Below are 17,589 nucleotides of genomic sequence, written 5' to 3' on the forward strand. Positions count from 1 at the left end.
ATCCTGGGATCCCTTGAAGAGATTAGACGGGCTATCTTAGACCGGACAACGGGAGAAGTATGGAGAGGACGCATACCGGCGAGCACGCTCGGGATTTCGAGCAAGAAGGATTGCCTCAAGGCTCTCCTTTACGACAAAAAGCTTTTCAGGATCTCCCATGGTGGAAAGGATCTCCTTTAAGGCCATAAGAGCACCAATACGGACGTTCCTGTCTTTATCCCTTACGAGCTCTATGAGCATTCTAAGAACGTCTTCGCTGGAGCAGGCCAGCTTGACGACTTCCCCCACGTGCCAGGACGAGACTATCTCTTTGAGTTCCTCCAGTGATAGTTTTGGGGTTCGTAAGATTGCGTCATACCATTATGTAGTTTTATTAACCCTTTTGTTCAGGCCCTCACAAAGCGGTAAATGTCTACGGCAATCCTAGCCAGCCTCTTCCTATGGAAGAAGAATTGGGCAGGAATCTCGAGCCAAGTTGTCAGCCTGTGGGTTATCAGGAAGCCGTTGTCCCTAACGAAGGCCTCTATGAAACGCCTTACCTCCGGTTTGGCAAGATGAATCAAGTAAACGACGTCCGCAACCTCAAAGGCCTTGAGAAGGAAAGGTCTGTCTGCTCCTTTTCTTTGGGCCCCAAATGGTGGGTTCATGACAACGGTGTCCACCCGGACAGCAAAGGCAGAGACGTCGCCCTTGAATACTTGAACGCAACCTTCAAAGCCCATGGATGAGACGTTCTCCCTGAGCACTGTCAAGGCGTCTCCATCCACCTCCACGGCGTGAACCCTCTTGGCCCCGAGAAGGCAGGCTCCAACTGTCAGAACGCCTGTTCCTGCTCCCAGGTCGGCGATTACCTTCCCCTCCAAGTCGCCGAGGGTGAAGGCTAACCACAAGAGCTCCGCCGCAACGTTTCCCGGCGTTCTATACTGTTCAAGCCAAGGCTTCGGGCTCCTGAACCCCTTGAGCTTCGAGAGGATTATCGCAAGCTCCTTCTTCCTCATGCCCCGGAGTAGGGGTAGAGACTATTATCGTTTCTCTGAAGCACAAGGTTCTTAAATATGCAACTTTACTTACATACCGCTGACCATAATGCTGAAGGGGGGAAGAACGTGGCGAGGATAGTTCTTACTACGGACGAGACCCTGACGAGCACGTATCACAACGTCCCACTTCTTGACTTCTTGGGATGTGCTCCCTACGATAAGCTCCCCAAATGGGTCTTCAGGCTCCTAAACTCCCAGATACCCGATGAGAACGGCCTCTCTCCATAGCCCCCTACGGCCTCAGGAAGGTCGAAGCGGCCCTTCTATCCCAAGGGTTCAGGCGGGAGGATGTTGTGGTCGCGCATCCGCGCAAGGTCGAGCAATTCATAGGACCTGAGACGACCATCGTGGCTCTCTACGAAATGGACCCACTTGGCCTCGGCCCCGTAAGCATGATGTTCACGAACGGTGGCAAATGGAGGAACTATACATCCGTCAAGTTTAAGGAGCTCGTTGAGAGAATAAACCACCTCAGGGAAGCCAAAGGGCTAAAGTTCAGGCTTGTAGTGGGCGGACCAGGTGCCTGGCAGCTCGAGATGAGGAGGGAGGAAAGGGAGAAGCTCAGTATAGACCACGTGGTGATAGGAGAGGTTGATCACGTCGCCGGAGAGCTCTTCCGGGACATAGAGAGTGGCTCAGCCCCCGAGACGATATACGTGAAGGGATGGCCAAGGGCCGAGGAGATCCCGGCGATAACTGGGCCTTCCTACAGTGGCCTCGTCGAGGTCATGCGTGGTTGCGGCCGCGGTTGCCACTTCTGCGAGCCGAACCTGAGGGTGGCTCGCTATATTTCCCTGGAGACTATTGAAAGCGAGATACGGCTGAACGTTCGGGCAGGAATAGACCATGCCTGGCTTCATGGTGAGGACGTTTTCCTATACCGGGTCGAGGACAGGAAGAACTTCTACCCGAACGCCGAGGCCGTGGTCGAGCTCTTCGAGACCGCGGCCAAGTACACGAAGAACGTTAACCCGACGCACGGGAGTGTTGCAGCTGCTCTCGCGAACCCGGGAATGATTGAGGCAATTTCAGATATTGTTAATGGTGGCCCTTACCACTGGATTGGGATTCAAGTGGGCCTCGAAACTGCCTCTCCGCTATTAATGGGCAGGTACATGAACAACAAGACTAAGCCCTTCTCACCCGATGAATGGCCTTGGGTCGTGCTCAACGGCACATATGTCTTTAACGAGAACTACTGGTTCCCGGCCTACACCACGATACTCGGTCTTCCTGGGGATACGGATGAGGACGAGATAATGACCGCCCAGCTAATAATCACGATGGAGAGGGAACTCGAAGAGAAGCTTGGTAGCAGGGCTCACTTCACGGTCACACCCCTGGCCTTTGTTCCCATGGGTCTGCTAAAGGGCGAGGAGTTCTATAGGATAGAGGACATGATAACCTACGGCCATTTCCTCCATCTCTACTACGCGTGGAAGCACATGATGCGAGAGGTTACCAAGAGCCTTCCCAAGGTCATGAGGGGGAATCCTTTCCTGATACCCTTCTACCCATTGGCGAGGCTCGGGACAAGGATCGTGCTTAGGCAGATAGAGAAGTGGGGCAAAAAGAGAGGGTTCGAGGTGAAGAGGCTGGAGCCCCTCGACATTAGGATTGAGGTGAACGGGCACAGATGGTGGGATAAACCAAACCTGGCCGAGGCGTTCTGAACTTACAAAGCTCAACACCCATACTCTATGGATTACACTTGGCGATTCATTTTTAACCTTAGCCGCCCACTTCCAGCCATGCCGCGCTTCACGCCCGAAGAGATAATCGAGCTCATCGTCGAGATAAGGAGGGAGCACGGCCTTCCAACGCCACCCTTCGAAATAGATGAGGTTCGCTACGATCCGGAAGGAGACAAGCTTTTCATAATAGCCCACGACAGGACAGACAAAAGCGTCGTTATAGGGAGCAGCCTCGTGATAGGGAAACTCAAGGAGAGGCTCGGCGTGAAGCTCGTGAGCGTTTACACGACTCTTGACATCCTCCTAAAGAGGATGCGACTTGAAGAAAGTAAGCGGTTCGCCGAGGAGCACGGCCTTGACTTCTTGCTCCCAATAATAGAGGCCGAGTTCTCTTTTCCCCCGAGGAAGTGGCCACCCCTCAGAGGATCTGGTAAAGCTCTCGTCTTCCTTGGCTTCAACGCTCATGCCCTTATTGGCCTCGCGAAGAACTTTGGCCTTCAGCCTATCGTCTACGGTGTTCGCTACTCTTTTCCACGGATGGAGTTCATACCAGTGGACAGGCCTTGGAGGGAGATCCTCTTTCCCGACCCTCACTTTTTGGCGGAGCTCGGCAAGGACGTTGGGCTCGTGCTTGCGGAATTCACGTTTCCCGCTAAAGCCGAAAGGGATGTAATTCTGCTCAATCCCATCCGCTTCCTTAGGATAAACTACTTCGAACTCAAGTACATGTTCGGGGAGTCAAGGCCGGCTGTTTTTGATAGGGAAGATCTCGTTGACTACGTGGTCTCGATGGTTTCCGAGGGGCTCATGGAGGCCACGGACGGGGCCAGGATAATAAGGTGGGGGTGGAGGCGGTGATAATCGGCATCGTTGGGAAGATAGCGGCCGGAAAGACGACTGTAGCAAAGTTCCTTGAGGAAATCGGATTTTGTCGAGTGAGCTGCAGCGATCCGCTCGTGGACCTGCTGAAGGGAAAAATCTGGCGCTACACGTGGGTTCCCGAGGTGCCCATAAAGGGAGAACCGACGAGAGAGACCCTGATAGAGCTTGGCCGTCTGCTGAAGGAGAAGTACGGGGAGGACGTGCTCATTCGCCTCTCCCTTGACAGGACGAGGGAGTGCGAGAACGTCGTCATAGACGGCGTTAGGTCAAGGGGTGAGGTAGAGGCCATAAAGCGGAGGGGAGGCATAGTTATTTACGTGGAGGCTCGGCCTGAGATAAGATTCGAGCGGCTCAGGAGAAGGGGAGCCGATAAGGATAGGGAAATAAGGACGCTCGACGATTTAAAGAGGTTCGACGAGATTGAAGAGAGACTTTACCGCACGAGCGAGCTCAAGGCCCTCGCGGATTACGTCATAGTCAACGAGGGCACCCTCGAGGAGCTCCGGGAGAAGGTTATGAGGATAATCAATTTAAAGGTTCGGTGAGACAATCCTACGCCCTCCCCCCTCACACCCCCGCGAAAGGTGACCGGGGGGCGGTCGGGGAGGGCACATTATCCCCCTACAACCTTCTGAAGAAGCTTCCATTGCTTCTCGTCCCAAGCGCTCCTATCCGTGACTACTATCAGCGTCCCGTCTCTCATGAGAGTCATATCCCTGAGAGTTGCTAAGAACTTCAGCAGAGCATCAAAGCCGTTATATAGGGCCAAGTACTCGGGGCAATCTAGGATTACAACACCTCCTTCAAAGGCAGAGAGATATTTCCGAGTTAGTTCCAGCATCCTCGGGAGATTCGTGGGTCCGATGTTCCTATCGTGTTCGGCGAGAGCTTGAGTAACGAAGTAGACATGCCAAGAGGGCGAACCGTCAATGTTTCTCAGGAAAGCAAGTGCTTGAACGTTAGCTATCTTGGGAAGCACGCTTGTTTGAAAATCTTCCACATTAATTATCATCGGACCCTTCTGGACTCCGGTCGGGGCTTGTGACCTGATCTTGAAGTATTCTTCGCTCCTCACAAATCTGATGACACCATACACGAGGGTAAACACTAGAACTGTTGCTATTGTAAAGCCTATGGGGGCAAACCACTCAACAGGCCTAAGAAACGGATAGTCCATCTCGTGCAGGCCAATTAAGGATAATGATAAGATGAGAAGCATTGAATCTTTCCTGTATATATCCCTAAGGCGGAGGAGAAAGAGGCCAGCAAGGAACGTGAAGAAGCCAGATATCCCATAGCCCGTACCCACCATAACAGCCTCCAAGTTACTTGAATGGAAACCTAAGAGGAGAGAATACAGGGTCAGAATGAGGGGCGTAAGGGGAAGAATTCCAAGGAGCTTGGAAGTTGGAAGAACATCATCTTCTCCGAGCAGCAAGATGGAGGTCAGCAAGAACAACGAGGATGTTATGGCCACAAAGATGACACCTAACGTTGGGATCTGAAGAATATCGAAGAGCGTATGAATGGCATAGGTTATCAAAGCGAGGGCCATTACGAAAGCAGAGCGACGACCCGTCTTAAAGTAGACATGGAAGATGTACGCGGCGGCACTAACTTTGACAATGAACGTTATCATGCGAATTATATCGATGGTTTGCCACAGCATATGCCACACCTTATACTTTATCTCTTGTGCTAAGATTTTATAAATTATCTCTCGAATAACTTTGCCGATGGTTAGCAAGCTACTTGCCCTCGAAGCCTATCCAAAGCTCAAGGACATAGACTTCCGGCTACTCAGGGCAGTGGAGCTTAACATGAGGTACCACAGATGGGTCCCCCTCGAGGACATAGCGAGGTTTGCCCGCATGGACGTCGAGAGTGCCAGCCACAGACTTGGCCGCCTGGATAATTGGGGCCTTGTTGTTAGAAGGAGCGACATAGGTTACATAGGCTACCAGCTAACGATCCACGGCTACGACGCTCTCGCCATAAGAGCCTTCGCTAAGAAAGGCGTCATAGAGGCCATAAGCACGACGCAGATAGGAGTCGGAAAAGATGCCGATGTTTACGTGGCCCTCACACCTAGTGGGGAGAAGGTTGCGGTGAAATTTAACCGAATCGGAGAAAGGACGAGCGCGAGAAGGGCCGGCTACCATGGCCACGTCTTCGCGGACAAGCACCACAAGAGCTGGCTTTATGTTTCGAGGCTTATAGCGAAGAGAGAGCATGAGGCCCTCACCCTGCTGAGCCCCTTCGCAAAGGTTCCAAAGCCAATAGCCTGGAACAGGCATGCCATAGTCATGGAGTTCATAAGCGGCGTGGAGCTGGCGGAGCTGAGGGACACGGACCTGACTAAGGAAGAAGCTGAGGAGATACTGGGAAAGGTCCTGGATGAGTACGAGAAGATAGTTCGCTTCGGAATCGTTCACTCGGACATGAGCGAGTTCAACGTCGTCCTGACTGAGGATGGGGATATCCTAATAATAGACTGGGCCCAGTACCTGAGCGCCGCCCATCCCGAGAGCCTTGCCCTGCTGAAAAGGGATATATCCGTTCTCCTTAACGCCTTCAGGAGGAGATGGGGCGTTAAGAGAGATTTTGAGAAGGAATGGCCGAGGTTCTACGAGGCCTGGCTGAAGGGAAGGGGGGAGGTTGATTCTGAGAAGTGAGAGAAAACGCCTTATAATCTACGGTCCAATTCTGGGCGGAGGGTCCAGAATGAGAGTTCTCGTTACGGGGGGTGCGGGATTCATTGGCTCCCACCTCGTGGACAGACTCATGGAGGAGGGGCACAGGGTAAGGGTTCTGGACGATTTAAGTGCTGGACGGCTCGAGAACATTCGAAGATGGCTCAACCACAACCGCTTTGAGTTCGTGAGGGGTGACATGAGGAACCCTGAAATCGTGAGGGAAGCCGTCGAGGACGTTGACGTCATCTTTCACCTGGCCGCGAACCCCGAGGTAAGGATAAGCTCCCAGAGCCCAGTGCTCCTCTATGAAACCAACGTGCTCATAACCTACAACCTCCTCCAGGCGATTAGAGATTCAAACGTCAAGTTCCTCGTCTTCACGAGCTCCTCGACCGTCTATGGAGATGCCAAAGTCCTTCCAACGCCTGAGACTGCATGGCTTGAGCCAATAAGCGTCTATGGAGGGGCCAAGCTCGCGGCTGAGGCACTGATAAGCGGCTACGCTCACATATTCGATTTTAAGGCGTTGGTCTTCAGGCTTGCGAACATAATCGGCGAGAGATCGAACCACGGCGTCATCTACGACTTCATAAACAAGCTCAGGAGAAATCCAGAGGAGCTCGAGATACTTGGAGATGGTACGCAGAGGAAGAGCTACCTCCACGTGAGCGACACTATCGAGGGCATGCTCCATATATTCGAACACTTCAGAAAGGAGGATAAGGTCTACGACGTCTACAACCTCGGGAACGAGGACTGGATAACCGTTAGGGAGATAGCGGAGATAGTGAGTGAGGAAATGGGCCTTAGACCGGTCTTCAAGTTCACGGGCGGAGTTGACGGAGGGAGGGGCTGGAAGGGGGACGTCAAGTTCATGCTCCTCAGCATAGAGAAGGCCAAGAGAACAGGCTGGAGGCCGAGGATGAGTAGCAGGGAGGCCGTAAGAAAGACCGTGAAGGAGCTTTTAAAAGGTTAGACATCCAAGCATGCCAAAAAAACGTGCACGGGAATCATGAGCGGACTCTTCCGGAACTCGTGCTTAGTGAGTGTTACGACCTTCCTTATTTTCCCAACCCTAACCTTTGATGGCTGGGCTTTTTCCTGCCATTTAACTTCAAATCCCACTCCAGCCCTCGTTACAACGTCAATTTCACTCCCATTTCTCCAGTAACCAACGCTCCACTTTCGGGCGAGATGTGTGGCCACAATGCCTTCAACGACTGCGCTCTCATCAGGTTCCTCAACCAGGCACCACCATGAAAACATGCTGTACAGGAAGGGGTCCGTGAAATGTATTTTTTTCTCTTTTTTGAAGTCTGGTTCGAGGGTGTTCGGGCTAAAGTAGGGTAGAACTCTAACGACAAAGTTCCTTTCAAAGAACTCAATATAGCTGAACACGGTCTTGTGGGAGCCGATCTCAACTTCTTTTGCGATTGTGTTCCACCCAACGGGAGAGGGCACTCTGTTGAGGAGGGCCTTTATAATCCCTCTGGCGACGCCTTCGCTCTTTCCGGCCCTCAGCAGATCTCCCCTTATCCACGAGATATATATGTCATATGACTCTCTGCTGACGCTCCCCCTCTCAAGGATCTCCCTTACGACCCTAGGAAAGCCCCCACTCCTTAGGTAAAGCATGAACATCTCGTAAAGCCTGTCCTTCCAGGGGAGAAGTCTTAGGCATTTTGATACGTCCCCGTTTGGGTCAACGGTTGGAAGCTTTGAATAAATTTCAGGTGCCGCAACCTTTAGGAATTCTCGAAAGCTAAGGGGATACATTATGATGTCTCTTCCCATGCCTCTCCTGCCCGGGAATGTTTCAACCTCTCCCTTAACGTACATACTTGTGGAGCCAGTTAGAATTAGGACGTCATTCCTGAACTTTCCCATATCAATATACAGCTTTATTGCCCTGAACCATTCTCTTGGAAACGTTATCTCGTCGAGGAAAATGTAAGACCTCTCAATGCCCTCAACTTTGCGGAACTGCATGTATTCATCCAGGACTTCCATTAGCTCCTTGTAGTCGCTCAGATAGTCTGCCCGGAGGTAGAATATCGCCGTTGGAGGAACGCCTTCGTCAAGAAGCTTCTTTATAAGAAGCTTGAGGAGCGTTGTTTTGCCTACCTGCCTCGGACCGAACACGAAGTTCAGGGAGAATGGCTCGAGGGATATTTCTTCAATTGCCCGGGGCACCCATTTGACCTTGGCTTCCTCCCATTTGCGGTAGTCCTCGTCCTCTCGAATGAACTCTGCCCCTCTCCACCATGGATTGAACTGTTCAATCATGTTGGTATTTGAATTACCAAGAACTTAAAAACTATTTGGTAGCCTCGGGAACACCCTCACTTAACGCACCCGCAAAAAATAATAAGGGTTTGAAGCGCTCAGTCTGAGAGGGGGCGCTCATGAAAGTCGTTATAATGGCAGGCGGCTATGCCACGAGGCTTTGGCCCATAACGAAGTCAAAGCCCAAGCCCCTTCTCCCCGTAGGGGAGAGGTTGATAATAGATTATATACTTGATAAGGTCAAGGAGCTTGACCTCGATGTTTACGTTTCAACTAACCGGTTCTTCGCGCGACAATTCGAGGAATGGGCCAAAGAACGGGGCATTGAGCTTATCATTGAGGATACCCTAACCGAAGAGGAAAAGCTGGGAACGATGGGTGCCCTGAGGTATATCGCGGAGAAGTTAGGCTCTGATGATTACCTCGTCATAGCCGGTGATAACATATTCTCCTTCTCCCTCAGGGACTTTCTTAATCGCTATGAGGGAAAGACCATAATAGCAGTCTACGATGTGGGCGACCTCAAGCTCGCGAAGAGGTACGGTGTTGTTCTGCTCGAGGGAGATAGGGTGATAGACTTTGAGGAGAAGCCTGCGACGCCTAAGTCGACCCTGGTAAGCACAGGCCTCTATATATTCCCCGAGGATGTCATGGAGCTCTTGGAAGATTACCTTAGGGAGGGGAATAGGGACTCGCCCGGCTACTTTCTCCAGTGGCTCCTGAAGAGAGGCGTAGAGATAAAGGCTTATAAGTTCGACGACTACTGGTACGACATTGGAAGTGCAGACAGCTACATCGAGGCCATGAAGACCCTCATGAAGGAGAGCTACATCGAGGAGATTCAGATAAGCCCCTACGCAAAGATAATTCCCCCAGTTGTGATAAAGCGGGGGGCGAAGATACTTGGCCGTTCCATAATCGGGCCCTACGTCTACATCGGGGAGGACTGCGTTATAGAGAATTCGGACATAAGTGACTCCATAATCTTTAGGGGAACGATAATAAGGAATTCCACAATCTGGCGCTCCATAATTGACGAGCGTTGTGAGATAAGGAATCTTGAGCTCAAGAAGAGCCTCGTCGGCGGGCATGCGAAGATTCAGCGGGGGGACTGACCTTCTTCTCGCCCTGAAGGGTGAGGGGTTCCACTGGGCTGTTCCGTAGGTAGTAAAAGGCGTGAAATTTGGCATTTTTGTTTTCCGTAATTTTTAAATACTTTTGGGCTAACCAGAATGGTTTCTAAGATTTCTGAATATTTAGCTCGATTTTCTGCCTCGGAGGTCACAAGCGCAAGCCCTCTCGTTTCCACGTCCCTGTAATACTCTATTCTCTGCTTCGTTGGTATTTCAAGAACCATCGTCCCGTAGAACTCTTTCCCGACAAGAACCTGCTTCACTAGAGATTCCGCGAGGTATCTTCCTACCGAGGGCGGTTGCTATATCGGTAACTCACAGGCATCGGCACCAGAGCCACCGGAGGATACATCGAGCTCGCTTCCTGAATGTAGAGGAGACTGCTGAGGTATTCGGGGGTGGAGGTTATCGAGAGATGATGATAAATTGAAAAATTTCAAAATTTAAGAGGTTAAAATTTCAACAATTTTCGATCCAGTGTTTGAGTACTCGACAATTATAGGCGTATGAGGTATGTAACCCAATTCTAGAAAGACATCAACTGCAACTTTAGTGCCAAATCTATCGGAACCTGCAAGTACGACAATAATTCTGCCATTGTGAATAGTTGCCATTATCAGCCCTCTGTGTTTACCTGGCCACTCGTTAGTTACGACATATGGAAAGAGCCTAGCATTGGTCATATAATGTTTAGTTAGGTTATTGGCAAGGGGTCCTCCAACAAGTATTAGCACCTTTCCAGAGGGTCCCGTAAAGCTTACATCGTCCGTGAGAGTGATGTCCATTTTGTAAGCTATCATTTTAGCGTACTCTTTATCCACCCTGTTGAATCCATACACCACCGTCACGTTCGAGAGAGTATCATCCGGGACGCTTGGAATGTGGATGTACTCATTATCAAGGGCAATGACAATAGGCCGAAGCCTCATGCCATACTTTTCCCAAAACGAAATATTGGGTATTGCTACCTCGATAGTATCGTTTAGTATCATAGAATATTTGAAAATGTTCCCATAGAACATGCTGTAGGTAAATTCCTGACCCCAAAACGAATACCGTGTGAATATTGGATAGTTAATGTCACCCATCCAGATATAGAGTTGCTTATCTATGAATTCGTAGGCAGGTTTCGAGAGCTTAATTGCAATCCATGTGGTTCCGTTCAGTTTGAATGCCCTGACCCACCTTATGTTTTTAGCTCCCTTAGCCTCAATATAAAGTTTGTTCCAATCCCAGAGGCTCCCATCCAAACTCATCCCTAACTCGAGATTGTCAGGAATGCCATTGTTATTGCTGTCGGAAGTTATAGGAGAACTCCCATGGACGACTTCAACGAAATCTGGAATTCCATCCTTATCGCTGTCCATAGAATATTTTTCATGAATATCCTCGAGTACTGCTGTTATGAGATAATTAGCTTCTTGATATTTGTCTTGTAGTGTATATTTGAAAGCCTCATTGATTAGTCGTTTTTCTTTGCTGATGTCAATGCCAATGTCCTGAAGCCTCCTCGTGAGGGACATTGCATAGCTTATCTTTCTTATAAGCCTGCTGTAGTTCCCTGAAAGCCAGTAGTTAATCGACTCTATACTTGGTGGGACTGGTGTGTGGGTTGAGTAGAACTCAAAAAAGTCCGATTTGCCCCCATACTCAGTTAAAAGGTTCAGAAACTCCTGCCTAGAAACATTTTTTTCTAATCCTGAGCTTGCTGACAAAATCCTTGAAGGCTTGGCTGACAAAGAAGTTCTCAACGTATGGTAGTGAGAGGTAAGGTGTGTATTCGGGATTTCCTTTGTTAGCTTCAATGTCAATGAAGGCATAGAACATCGCTGGAGGCATTTCATGGTTTAGGACAAAGAACTTCACGGTGTCCTCGAAGTCATCGAAGTAATTTTTCCGTTCGTAGTCGTAGACGTCAAGATCAAAACTGTATATAGCGTTCCTATCAACATTTGCACCAATTTCCTCCACGATATCCAAGAACTCATCGAGCGAAATTGTGGTGTATTGATATCTCGACAGAGCCTCTGCATAGGCATCTGCAAGTGTTTTCCCGACCTTATTTAATTGTCTTTCAAGGTAAACAGCCATAACGTATTCATAAAGATATGTGCGAACCTGCTCAATGTACTTATCCTCGGGCGACCAGCGCTTTAACCTATCCCTGCCCCCGCGCATGTAGAGAAGATAATATAGATAATGGTGACCGAGATAACGTCTTTCCTTTGTATACTCATATGCAAGGGTGAAGGAATAGTACATAGGAAATCCCTCACCAAATCCAAGAGACCTTCTTGGATCTCTTGAGTAAGTTTGGATGCCCAGAATTGAAATCCATGTGTGAACTATGTGGTGTGCTATGTGATCCTGCCTTACATTTTGATCAAAGTGCCAGAATCCCATCCAGTTTGGCGTTATATGAGCCAGTCCGGTTATTGTGAATCTTTCAGGACTGGGATATCTAAACAGATCCTCCAATCTCTGAGTATAGAAAATAACCTCATTTAGGCTTTCTCTTGCGTCTTCATCCAAAAGGACATCGCGTGTTATCAACGGAACCTGCTCAAGAAGTTTGTTATGAATAATACGGTGAGGCTTTTCAAATAAGACATACGTGTATATTCTGCCATTGGAGGTCATCGAGTACTTGTATGTTACCTTTCCGGCAACAACGTTCATTCTCAAGAACTCTCTAAGCTTCGCGGTAATCTTGTTGTTTGTTTCCGGCTTTATTGGAGTGTACAGTTCCCAGCCTTTGGGAAGCAAGAATGTTATCTCCGCCGTCTCGTCAAGTAGATCCGGATAATAAATCAAGACATGCTCAAGCCCTATCGCCGCAAATCCTTCTGCAACTCCTGGATTTTTGTGGTAATTTTTGATAATCTCATACAAGTCATAATGAACGATGTATCGTATCTTGCAAACATTTTTAATCTTTTCAACTACCCAATCCTGAGATATTCTGCATCCTTCATAGCTTTTTAGTTCTATAGCCGCCCCAGGAGGCAACCAGCGGACTCCTAAGTGGACAGAATCTTGGTACAGGGGTATCTCGGCGTCTATTACCAACTCCCGGCTCCTGTTGTTCACTGTAATTGTATACTTTATTATTCCATTAGATAGCTCTTTTGCCTCAACGCGAGACACTCCAAATTGGGATAAGTTGGGACAAACAAATAGTAGCACAATTAAAATAGCAAAGCCCTTCTTCATAGATTACCCACCTCTTTCCCATTTGTTAGTCTGAAACGGTATGCTCCTTCTTCATTATTCTCATCCCTCACCACCGATCTCGCTGAGCTCATAGGGTTTCGATCCAAAAGTATAAAACTTTTTCTCAGGTTCTCTAAAAGTCCCTCAAGTTCCGGGCAAAGATGCTTTGCCACGAGACCATAGCTCTTCTCCTAGCCGTAAGACAAATTGACTCCAATTTTCTCTCTAAATCCCTCAGGATTCCTCTCGCCCGGTTCTCCTTTATTTTTCGTTGTTTAGAATTTAGAGTGAATTGAGCATACCAAAAGTTTTTAAGCAGGAGGTGCCTAAAGTGGCCCTCTCAGACCATCTATTGCCTGGAGAAGATATAAGGTTCCAAAGCAAAAGCCTTGTGGAGTACGGTGGGAGCAGGTACCAAGTCATTGTAACTAACAAGAGAATAATACTCTACGCTCAGAGGGGCTTGGTATTCAAAAGTGATGACGTGGTGACGTTTAAACTCGAGGATATTCAGGGAATCAAATATAAGGAGCAGGGAATAATTGGGAAAAAGGGAATCATTGAGATACATGCCAAGACTCTCGCCACGCTTTCTGGACCAGCTTCTGAGATGAAGGCCCTTTATCAACAACTTCTTGGATTCTTATAGCATCTTGGGGGTGAAAGTGGGATGGCTCTTGTATGTGCTATGTGCGGACGGAAAAAGAAACGTTTTGGTGGCCCGGCATTTTATCAGTGCAAGAACTGCGGTGCAGTATATTGTGCTGACTGCCTAAGGAAGTTTGGGCGGAAGGGAGGGTTCTTAGGCTTCGGAGCAAAACCCGCTTGTCCAAGATGCGGAAGCACCGAGTGGAGGAAAGTGTGATAGTGCCCCTACACTCTTTTTTTCTTTTTTCTGTAACGAGACTGACAAGCCATTCAATGTTACCTAACAATGGCCTTAACTAAGTTCACATCAGAAGAATCACATACTGTCCCCAAACGAAGGCTATACTCGGCCAAGCCGGCACTTTGATTAAGAAGTGAACCGCCACCATGTAGGCTATGAAAGAATAACTAGTCCACTTAGAGTTGTTGTCCGTTGGGACGACTGAGTTAAAGAAAGCACCTGCCCCCATAATTTTCAGGGCATTCTCAGGGGATACGACGAAATGCTCCAGAAGGTTGAGGTATACAAGCACAGGAAGTTCCAGGACAAGGGCAAGGAGAAATGCCATGACCCTACGCCCAATGGGAGTTCCGACCATCGCTCGAATATGAGAGGTGTATAGGTCCCCTTCCCTGAGTCCATAGGGTGTGAAGTATGGAATTGTAATGAACGCAAGAGATAGGGAAATGAAAGCTATGAACAATACTGGATTGAATTCGGGGTCTTTAAAGCCAATGTAATCGGCAACCACAAACTTCATCTCACCTTCATAGAACATGTCAAATATAAAGACCAAGAGGGAGAGCAGTATTGCATATCTACTGTCGATCAGGAAACCCTGAAAGCTCGTTCTGAATGCAAGTCGCTTGCTAATGGTCTTAATGGCCCATATCAAATACGGTCCAGTAAGCGCGACGAGAGAAGCGAGCTTCAGGGATACGCAGTGGAGAAAGGGGAACACAAAAGCCAGGGGAATCATTAGACCTGCAAAAACCGAGTCGAAGATAAGAAAAGTCGAGATCAAAATAGATAGCAGGGTGAGAAAAACTACAAGTATACTCTCTGAGAGGCGGGTTTTTATGAAGTGAACGGGTCAAAAGAAGAGTAATCTACCGTATTTCCCCTTGATATCTTTCAGGACGCCTTCTCCGGCACCGAGGAACATGCCCTCGCTGACTATTCCGCGGAAGTTAGCCGGCAGGGGTAGAGCTACTGCCACACGGTTGCCCTCCTTAACGGCAAGGTCGTTGGTGACAACCGTTATCGCCCTGTCGCCGATGTTCACGTTGGTAACATTGTGTTCAGGAAGAAGCGGACCTTAGCAACTGTCTCCTCGACCTTTTCGTGCTCGCTCTTATCCGCCAAGCTGATGAACTTGTGGTGTCAGCCTTCTCCGCCCAAAGCCTCGCTTCTCTTTCAAAGCTTTCATCTGCGGTGTCTCAGTTAACTCCTTCGGATCGAGGTGGCTGTACCTAATCTTCCCTATCTCTGGAATCATCTCCTTCGCCAGCTGAATCGCTCCCTTCTTGTTCCATGTCCCAATAGTGCCCGGTTTGACCACCATCAGACACAATAAAAGGGAAGACAGCTCTAATGTTAAAAATTAAAAATCTAGTCGATGATAGGGAATTCGGAGGCGATAGCATGGATCTCGCCAAAGAGATCCTCAGGCTTAAGGAGGATAGGAATGCCATAATCCTAGCCCACAACTATCAGCTCCCCGAGATACAGGATATCGCCGACTTCGTGGGGGACAGCCTCGAGTTGGCGAGAAAGGCCGTGGATGTTGAGGCTGACGTGATAGTCTTCGCGGGCGTTGACTTTATGGCCGAAACAGCCAAAATACTCAACCCGGACAAAATCGTCCTTCTCCCGACGAAAAGAGCTACCTGTGCCATGGCCAACATGCTGAAGGTGAGGCATATCCTTGAGGCCAAAGCTAAGTATCCAGACGCCCCCGTCGTTCTATACGTGAATAGCACGGCCGAGGCGAAAGCCTACGCCGACGTAACGGTAACATCAGCCAACGCCGCCAAGATAGTAGCCAAGCTCGACTCGGACGTCGTGATTTTCGGCCCCGACAAGAACCTCGCCCACTACGTCGCTAAGGTCACGGGCAAGAAAGTAATTCCGATACCTCCTAACGGCCACTGCTACGTGCACAGGAAGTTCACCCTTGAGGACGTGGAGAGGACCAGGAAGCTGTACCCTCAGGCAAGGCTAATGGTCCACCCTGAATGCGACCCGGCGGTCCAAGATAGAGCAGACATAATCGTCTCGACTGGCGGAATGGTCAGGAGGGCCTGCGAGCACAACAAGTGGGTCGTCTTTACCGAGCGGGAGATGGTCTACAGGCTAAGTAAGCTGTACCCAGGGAAAAAGTTCTACCCCGCGAGAGATGATGCAGTCTGCATGGGCATGAAGGCCATAACGCTTAGGCACATCTACGAGTCCCTCAGGGACATGAAGTACAAGGTGGAGGTGCCCGAGGAGATAGCGAAGAAAGCAAGGAAGGCCATCGAACGGATGCTGGAGATGAGCTAAAAGGAAAAATTTCGTGAGCACTTCATTCAAGCTCAACAAGGTGGGATAGTGCCATGGTTCCCCTGGATTATCTCCTCCGCTTCATCAAGGAGGACGCCCCCTTCGGCGACGTTACGAGCGAGGCCATTATACCAGAAAACATGAGGGCAAAGGCGGTTGTAATAGCTAAGCAGGACGGCGTGATAGCGGGCGTCGAAGAGGCCAAAGCTTTGTTCGAGCACTTCGGCGTCAAGGTGAAGGTTAAGAAAAGGGACGGTGAGGAGGTGAAGAAGGGCGACGTAATCCTTGAGCTGGAAGGCAACGCCCGAGCAATCCTCCTCGTCGAGAGGACGGCCCTAAATGTGATGGGGAGGATGAGCGGGATAGCCACCCAGACGAGAAGGCTCGTCGAGAAGGTAAGAAAGGTCAACCCAAAGATAATGGTGGCGGGGACGAGGAAGAGCCTTCTTAGGCTAATAGACAAGAGGGCAATAATTATAGGGGGCGGAGAACCTCACCGCTTCTCCCTAAGCGATGCTATCCTAATTAAGGACAACCACTTAGCTTTAGTTCCGCTGGAGGAAGCGATAAAGAGGGCGAAGGCCTTCAGCGTTTACAAGGTCGTCGAAGTAGAGGTCGAGAACCTGGAGGACGCCCTGAGGGCTGCAAGGGCGGGAGCGGATGTTATTATGCTCGACAACATGAGACCCGAGGAAGTTGCAGAAGTCATCGAGGCCCTGAGGAAGGAGGGCCTACGCGAGCGCGTTAAACTCGAGGTCAGCGGCGGGATAACGGAGGATAACATAACCGAGTACGCCCGCTTGGATGTGGACGTCATAAGCCTCGGTGCCTTAACTCACTCCGTGAAGAACTTCGACGTGAGCTTGGAGATTGTCGGGCGGTTGGTATGATTACGTAATACTCCATGTTGATCTTACGAAAGATTTTTAAAGAAATCAAAGCATGATATGAGTTGGAGAGGTATAAGATGAATACGAAAAGACGTAAGTTCTACGGTGTCTGGTGGATTGTACTTGCTATAATAATGTATTCTTGCGGCCCATATACGTATGTGGGGCTGAATGGCGTTAAGATATCCTGCTATTGCAAGTGTGCAAGTAGAGAAGGAGGCCCGCCCGTACCAACAGCCATAATATTGAGAGACGCCACATGACAACGCTACGGGGGGTTTACCATGAGAACCCTCCGCCTGCTATCATTTTTGTTTTCAACATTATGTCTCACGCTCGTGCTTCACCCCACCTTACTTCTCATATTGGCAGTTTATTCAGCAACTCATGAAGTGAAGCTACCTGGGGAGGGCCTTCTGTTCACAGTATCGAGATTGGCCTCCTATTCTGTAAGTGTCAAGGGAACGGCGCTCTCATGGGCGCTTGTGGCTTTCGTTTCAGCCCTTATGTCATACAAGCTTGTTAGGAGGCTGAGAATAGAATGAAGAGAGCCCACCTAAGC

Annotated in this window: 19 protein-coding genes and 3 pseudogenes; 12 read left to right on the forward strand and 10 right to left on the reverse strand. The window is 49.4% G+C overall.

The annotated features are described in order from the left end of the window. Nucleotides 1-36: 36 nt before the first annotated feature. Both PYCH_RS06165 and PYCH_RS06170 read right to left on the reverse strand, forming a co-directional pair. A complete protein-coding gene (locus PYCH_RS06165; RefSeq protein WP_013905985.1) occupies nt 37-288 on the reverse strand; it encodes a HEAT repeat domain-containing protein in 252 nt (83 codons plus the stop codon). 98 nt (nt 289-386) lie between these two features. Further along, a complete protein-coding gene (locus tag PYCH_RS06170) occupies nt 387-998 on the reverse strand; it encodes an METTL5 family protein (RefSeq protein ID WP_013905986.1) in 612 nt (203 codons plus the stop codon). 108 nt (nt 999-1,106) lie between these two features. Here PYCH_RS06170 and PYCH_RS06175 point away from each other — a divergent pair. The 3 genes and pseudogenes from PYCH_RS06175 to PYCH_RS06185 all read left to right on the forward strand — a co-directional run bounded on the left by PYCH_RS06175 (nt 1,107) and on the right by PYCH_RS06185 (nt 4,161). After that, nucleotides 1,107-2,713 (forward strand): annotated as a pseudogene (locus PYCH_RS06175) (B12-binding domain-containing radical SAM protein). A 78-nt stretch (nt 2,714-2,791) separates the two neighbouring features. After that, nucleotides 2,792-3,592, forward strand: a complete 801-nt coding sequence (locus PYCH_RS06180; RefSeq protein ID WP_013905987.1) for a hypothetical protein — start codon at nt 2,792-2,794, stop codon at nt 3,590-3,592. After that, nucleotides 3,589-4,161: an AAA family ATPase gene (locus PYCH_RS06185; protein ID WP_013905988.1), complete on the forward strand. Its 573-nt coding sequence runs from the start codon at nt 3,589-3,591 to the stop codon at nt 4,159-4,161. Before PYCH_RS06180 ends, PYCH_RS06185 begins: the two co-directional genes overlap by 4 nt. A gap of 68 nt (nt 4,162-4,229) precedes the next feature. Here the strand turns inward: PYCH_RS06185 and PYCH_RS06190 are convergent, their stop codons facing one another. Further along, complete coding sequence (locus PYCH_RS06190) at nt 4,230-5,285, reverse strand: DUF835 domain-containing protein (protein WP_013905989.1); 1,056 nt, start codon at nt 5,283-5,285, stop codon at nt 4,230-4,232. Between the two features lie 67 nt (nt 5,286-5,352). Between PYCH_RS06190 and PYCH_RS06195 the strand changes: the two genes are divergently transcribed. Both PYCH_RS06195 and PYCH_RS06200 read left to right on the forward strand, forming a co-directional pair. Further along, nucleotides 5,353-6,291 carry a serine/threonine-protein kinase RIO2 gene (locus PYCH_RS06195; protein ID WP_013905990.1) on the forward strand — a complete coding sequence of 313 codons (939 nt, stop codon included), beginning with the start codon at nt 5,353-5,355 and terminating at the stop codon, nt 6,289-6,291. A gap of 49 nt (nt 6,292-6,340) precedes the next feature. Further along, nucleotides 6,341-7,288: an NAD-dependent epimerase/dehydratase family protein gene (locus PYCH_RS06200; protein WP_013905991.1), complete on the forward strand. Its 948-nt coding sequence runs from the start codon at nt 6,341-6,343 to the stop codon at nt 7,286-7,288. Here PYCH_RS06200 and PYCH_RS06205 read toward each other — a convergent pair. Then, the gene (locus tag PYCH_RS06205; RefSeq protein ID WP_013905992.1) at nt 7,285-8,598 is read right to left on the reverse strand and encodes an ATP-binding protein; all 1,314 of its coding nucleotides are present in this window, start codon (nt 8,596-8,598) and stop codon (nt 7,285-7,287) included. The two genes, PYCH_RS06200 and PYCH_RS06205, sit on opposite strands and share 4 nt — an antisense overlap. Before the next feature lie 119 nt (nt 8,599-8,717). On the opposite strand from PYCH_RS06205, the gene PYCH_RS06210 reads away from it, so the two are divergent. Next, nucleotides 8,718-9,713 carry a sugar phosphate nucleotidyltransferase gene (locus PYCH_RS06210; RefSeq protein WP_013905993.1) on the forward strand — a complete coding sequence of 332 codons (996 nt, stop codon included), beginning with the start codon at nt 8,718-8,720 and terminating at the stop codon, nt 9,711-9,713. On the opposite strand, the gene PYCH_RS09805 is transcribed toward PYCH_RS06210, so the two are convergent. The 4 genes and pseudogenes from PYCH_RS09805 to PYCH_RS09965 form a co-directional block, all read right to left on the reverse strand. Further along, on the reverse strand, nt 9,698-9,994 hold the full coding sequence (locus tag PYCH_RS09805; protein ID WP_148236203.1) for a hypothetical protein: 297 nt from the start codon (nt 9,992-9,994) through the stop codon (nt 9,698-9,700). The genes PYCH_RS06210 and PYCH_RS09805 overlap by 16 nt on opposite strands. Before the next feature lie 56 nt (nt 9,995-10,050). Further along, nucleotides 10,051-10,143 (reverse strand): annotated as a pseudogene (locus tag PYCH_RS10165) (SAM-dependent tRNA/rRNA cytosine-C5 methylase); the annotation flags it as partial. 31 nt (nt 10,144-10,174) lie between these two features. After that, complete coding sequence (locus PYCH_RS06215; RefSeq protein WP_013905994.1) at nt 10,175-11,446, reverse strand: S-layer family protein; 1,272 nt, start codon at nt 11,444-11,446, stop codon at nt 10,175-10,177. Continuing rightward, nucleotides 11,409-12,944, reverse strand: coding sequence for a hypothetical protein (locus tag PYCH_RS09965; RefSeq protein WP_013905995.1), 1,536 nt, complete (start codon nt 12,942-12,944; stop codon nt 11,409-11,411). Before PYCH_RS09965 ends, PYCH_RS06215 begins: the two co-directional genes overlap by 38 nt. Before the next feature lie 331 nt (nt 12,945-13,275). On the opposite strand from PYCH_RS09965, the gene PYCH_RS06225 reads away from it, so the two are divergent. After that, nucleotides 13,276-13,593 carry a PH domain-containing protein gene (locus tag PYCH_RS06225; RefSeq protein WP_013905996.1) on the forward strand — a complete coding sequence of 106 codons (318 nt, stop codon included), beginning with the start codon at nt 13,276-13,278 and terminating at the stop codon, nt 13,591-13,593. Nucleotides 13,594-13,894: 301 nt separating this feature from the next. Here PYCH_RS06225 and PYCH_RS06230 read toward each other — a convergent pair whose 3' ends face one another. After that, the gene (locus PYCH_RS06230; RefSeq protein WP_148236204.1) at nt 13,895-14,353 is read right to left on the reverse strand and encodes a hypothetical protein; all 459 of its coding nucleotides are present in this window, start codon (nt 14,351-14,353) and stop codon (nt 13,895-13,897) included. A gap of 112 nt (nt 14,354-14,465) precedes the next feature. On the opposite strand from PYCH_RS06230, the gene PYCH_RS09815 reads away from it, so the two are divergent. Continuing rightward, entirely contained in the window at nt 14,466-14,681 is a 216-nt protein-coding gene (locus PYCH_RS09815) for a hypothetical protein (protein ID WP_148236205.1), read from the forward strand. Between the two features lie 17 nt (nt 14,682-14,698). Here PYCH_RS09815 and PYCH_RS06235 read toward each other — a convergent pair. After that, nucleotides 14,699-15,157: pseudogene (locus tag PYCH_RS06235) on the reverse strand (tRNA-binding protein); the annotation flags it as partial. A gap of 80 nt (nt 15,158-15,237) precedes the next feature. Between PYCH_RS06235 and nadA the strand changes: the two are divergent. From nadA to PYCH_RS06250, 4 genes are all read left to right on the forward strand, one after another. Beyond that, nucleotides 15,238-16,137, forward strand: coding sequence for a quinolinate synthase NadA (nadA, locus tag PYCH_RS06240; protein ID WP_048058248.1), 900 nt, complete (start codon nt 15,238-15,240; stop codon nt 16,135-16,137). A 53-nt stretch (nt 16,138-16,190) separates the two neighbouring features. Then, complete coding sequence (gene nadC / locus PYCH_RS06245; RefSeq protein WP_013906000.1) at nt 16,191-17,027, forward strand: carboxylating nicotinate-nucleotide diphosphorylase; 837 nt, start codon at nt 16,191-16,193, stop codon at nt 17,025-17,027. Between the two features lie 62 nt (nt 17,028-17,089). Next, nucleotides 17,090-17,290, forward strand: a complete 201-nt coding sequence (locus tag PYCH_RS09820; RefSeq protein ID WP_148236206.1) for a hypothetical protein — start codon at nt 17,090-17,092, stop codon at nt 17,288-17,290. Between the two features lie 21 nt (nt 17,291-17,311). After that, nucleotides 17,312-17,572, forward strand: coding sequence for a hypothetical protein (locus tag PYCH_RS06250; RefSeq protein WP_013906001.1), 261 nt, complete (start codon nt 17,312-17,314; stop codon nt 17,570-17,572). Nucleotides 17,573-17,589 lie beyond the last annotated feature (17 nt).

It is taken from the genome of Pyrococcus yayanosii CH1, from assembly GCF_000215995.1.
GTDB classification, from domain to species: Archaea; Methanobacteriota_B; Thermococci; order Thermococcales; family Thermococcaceae; genus Pyrococcus; species Pyrococcus yayanosii.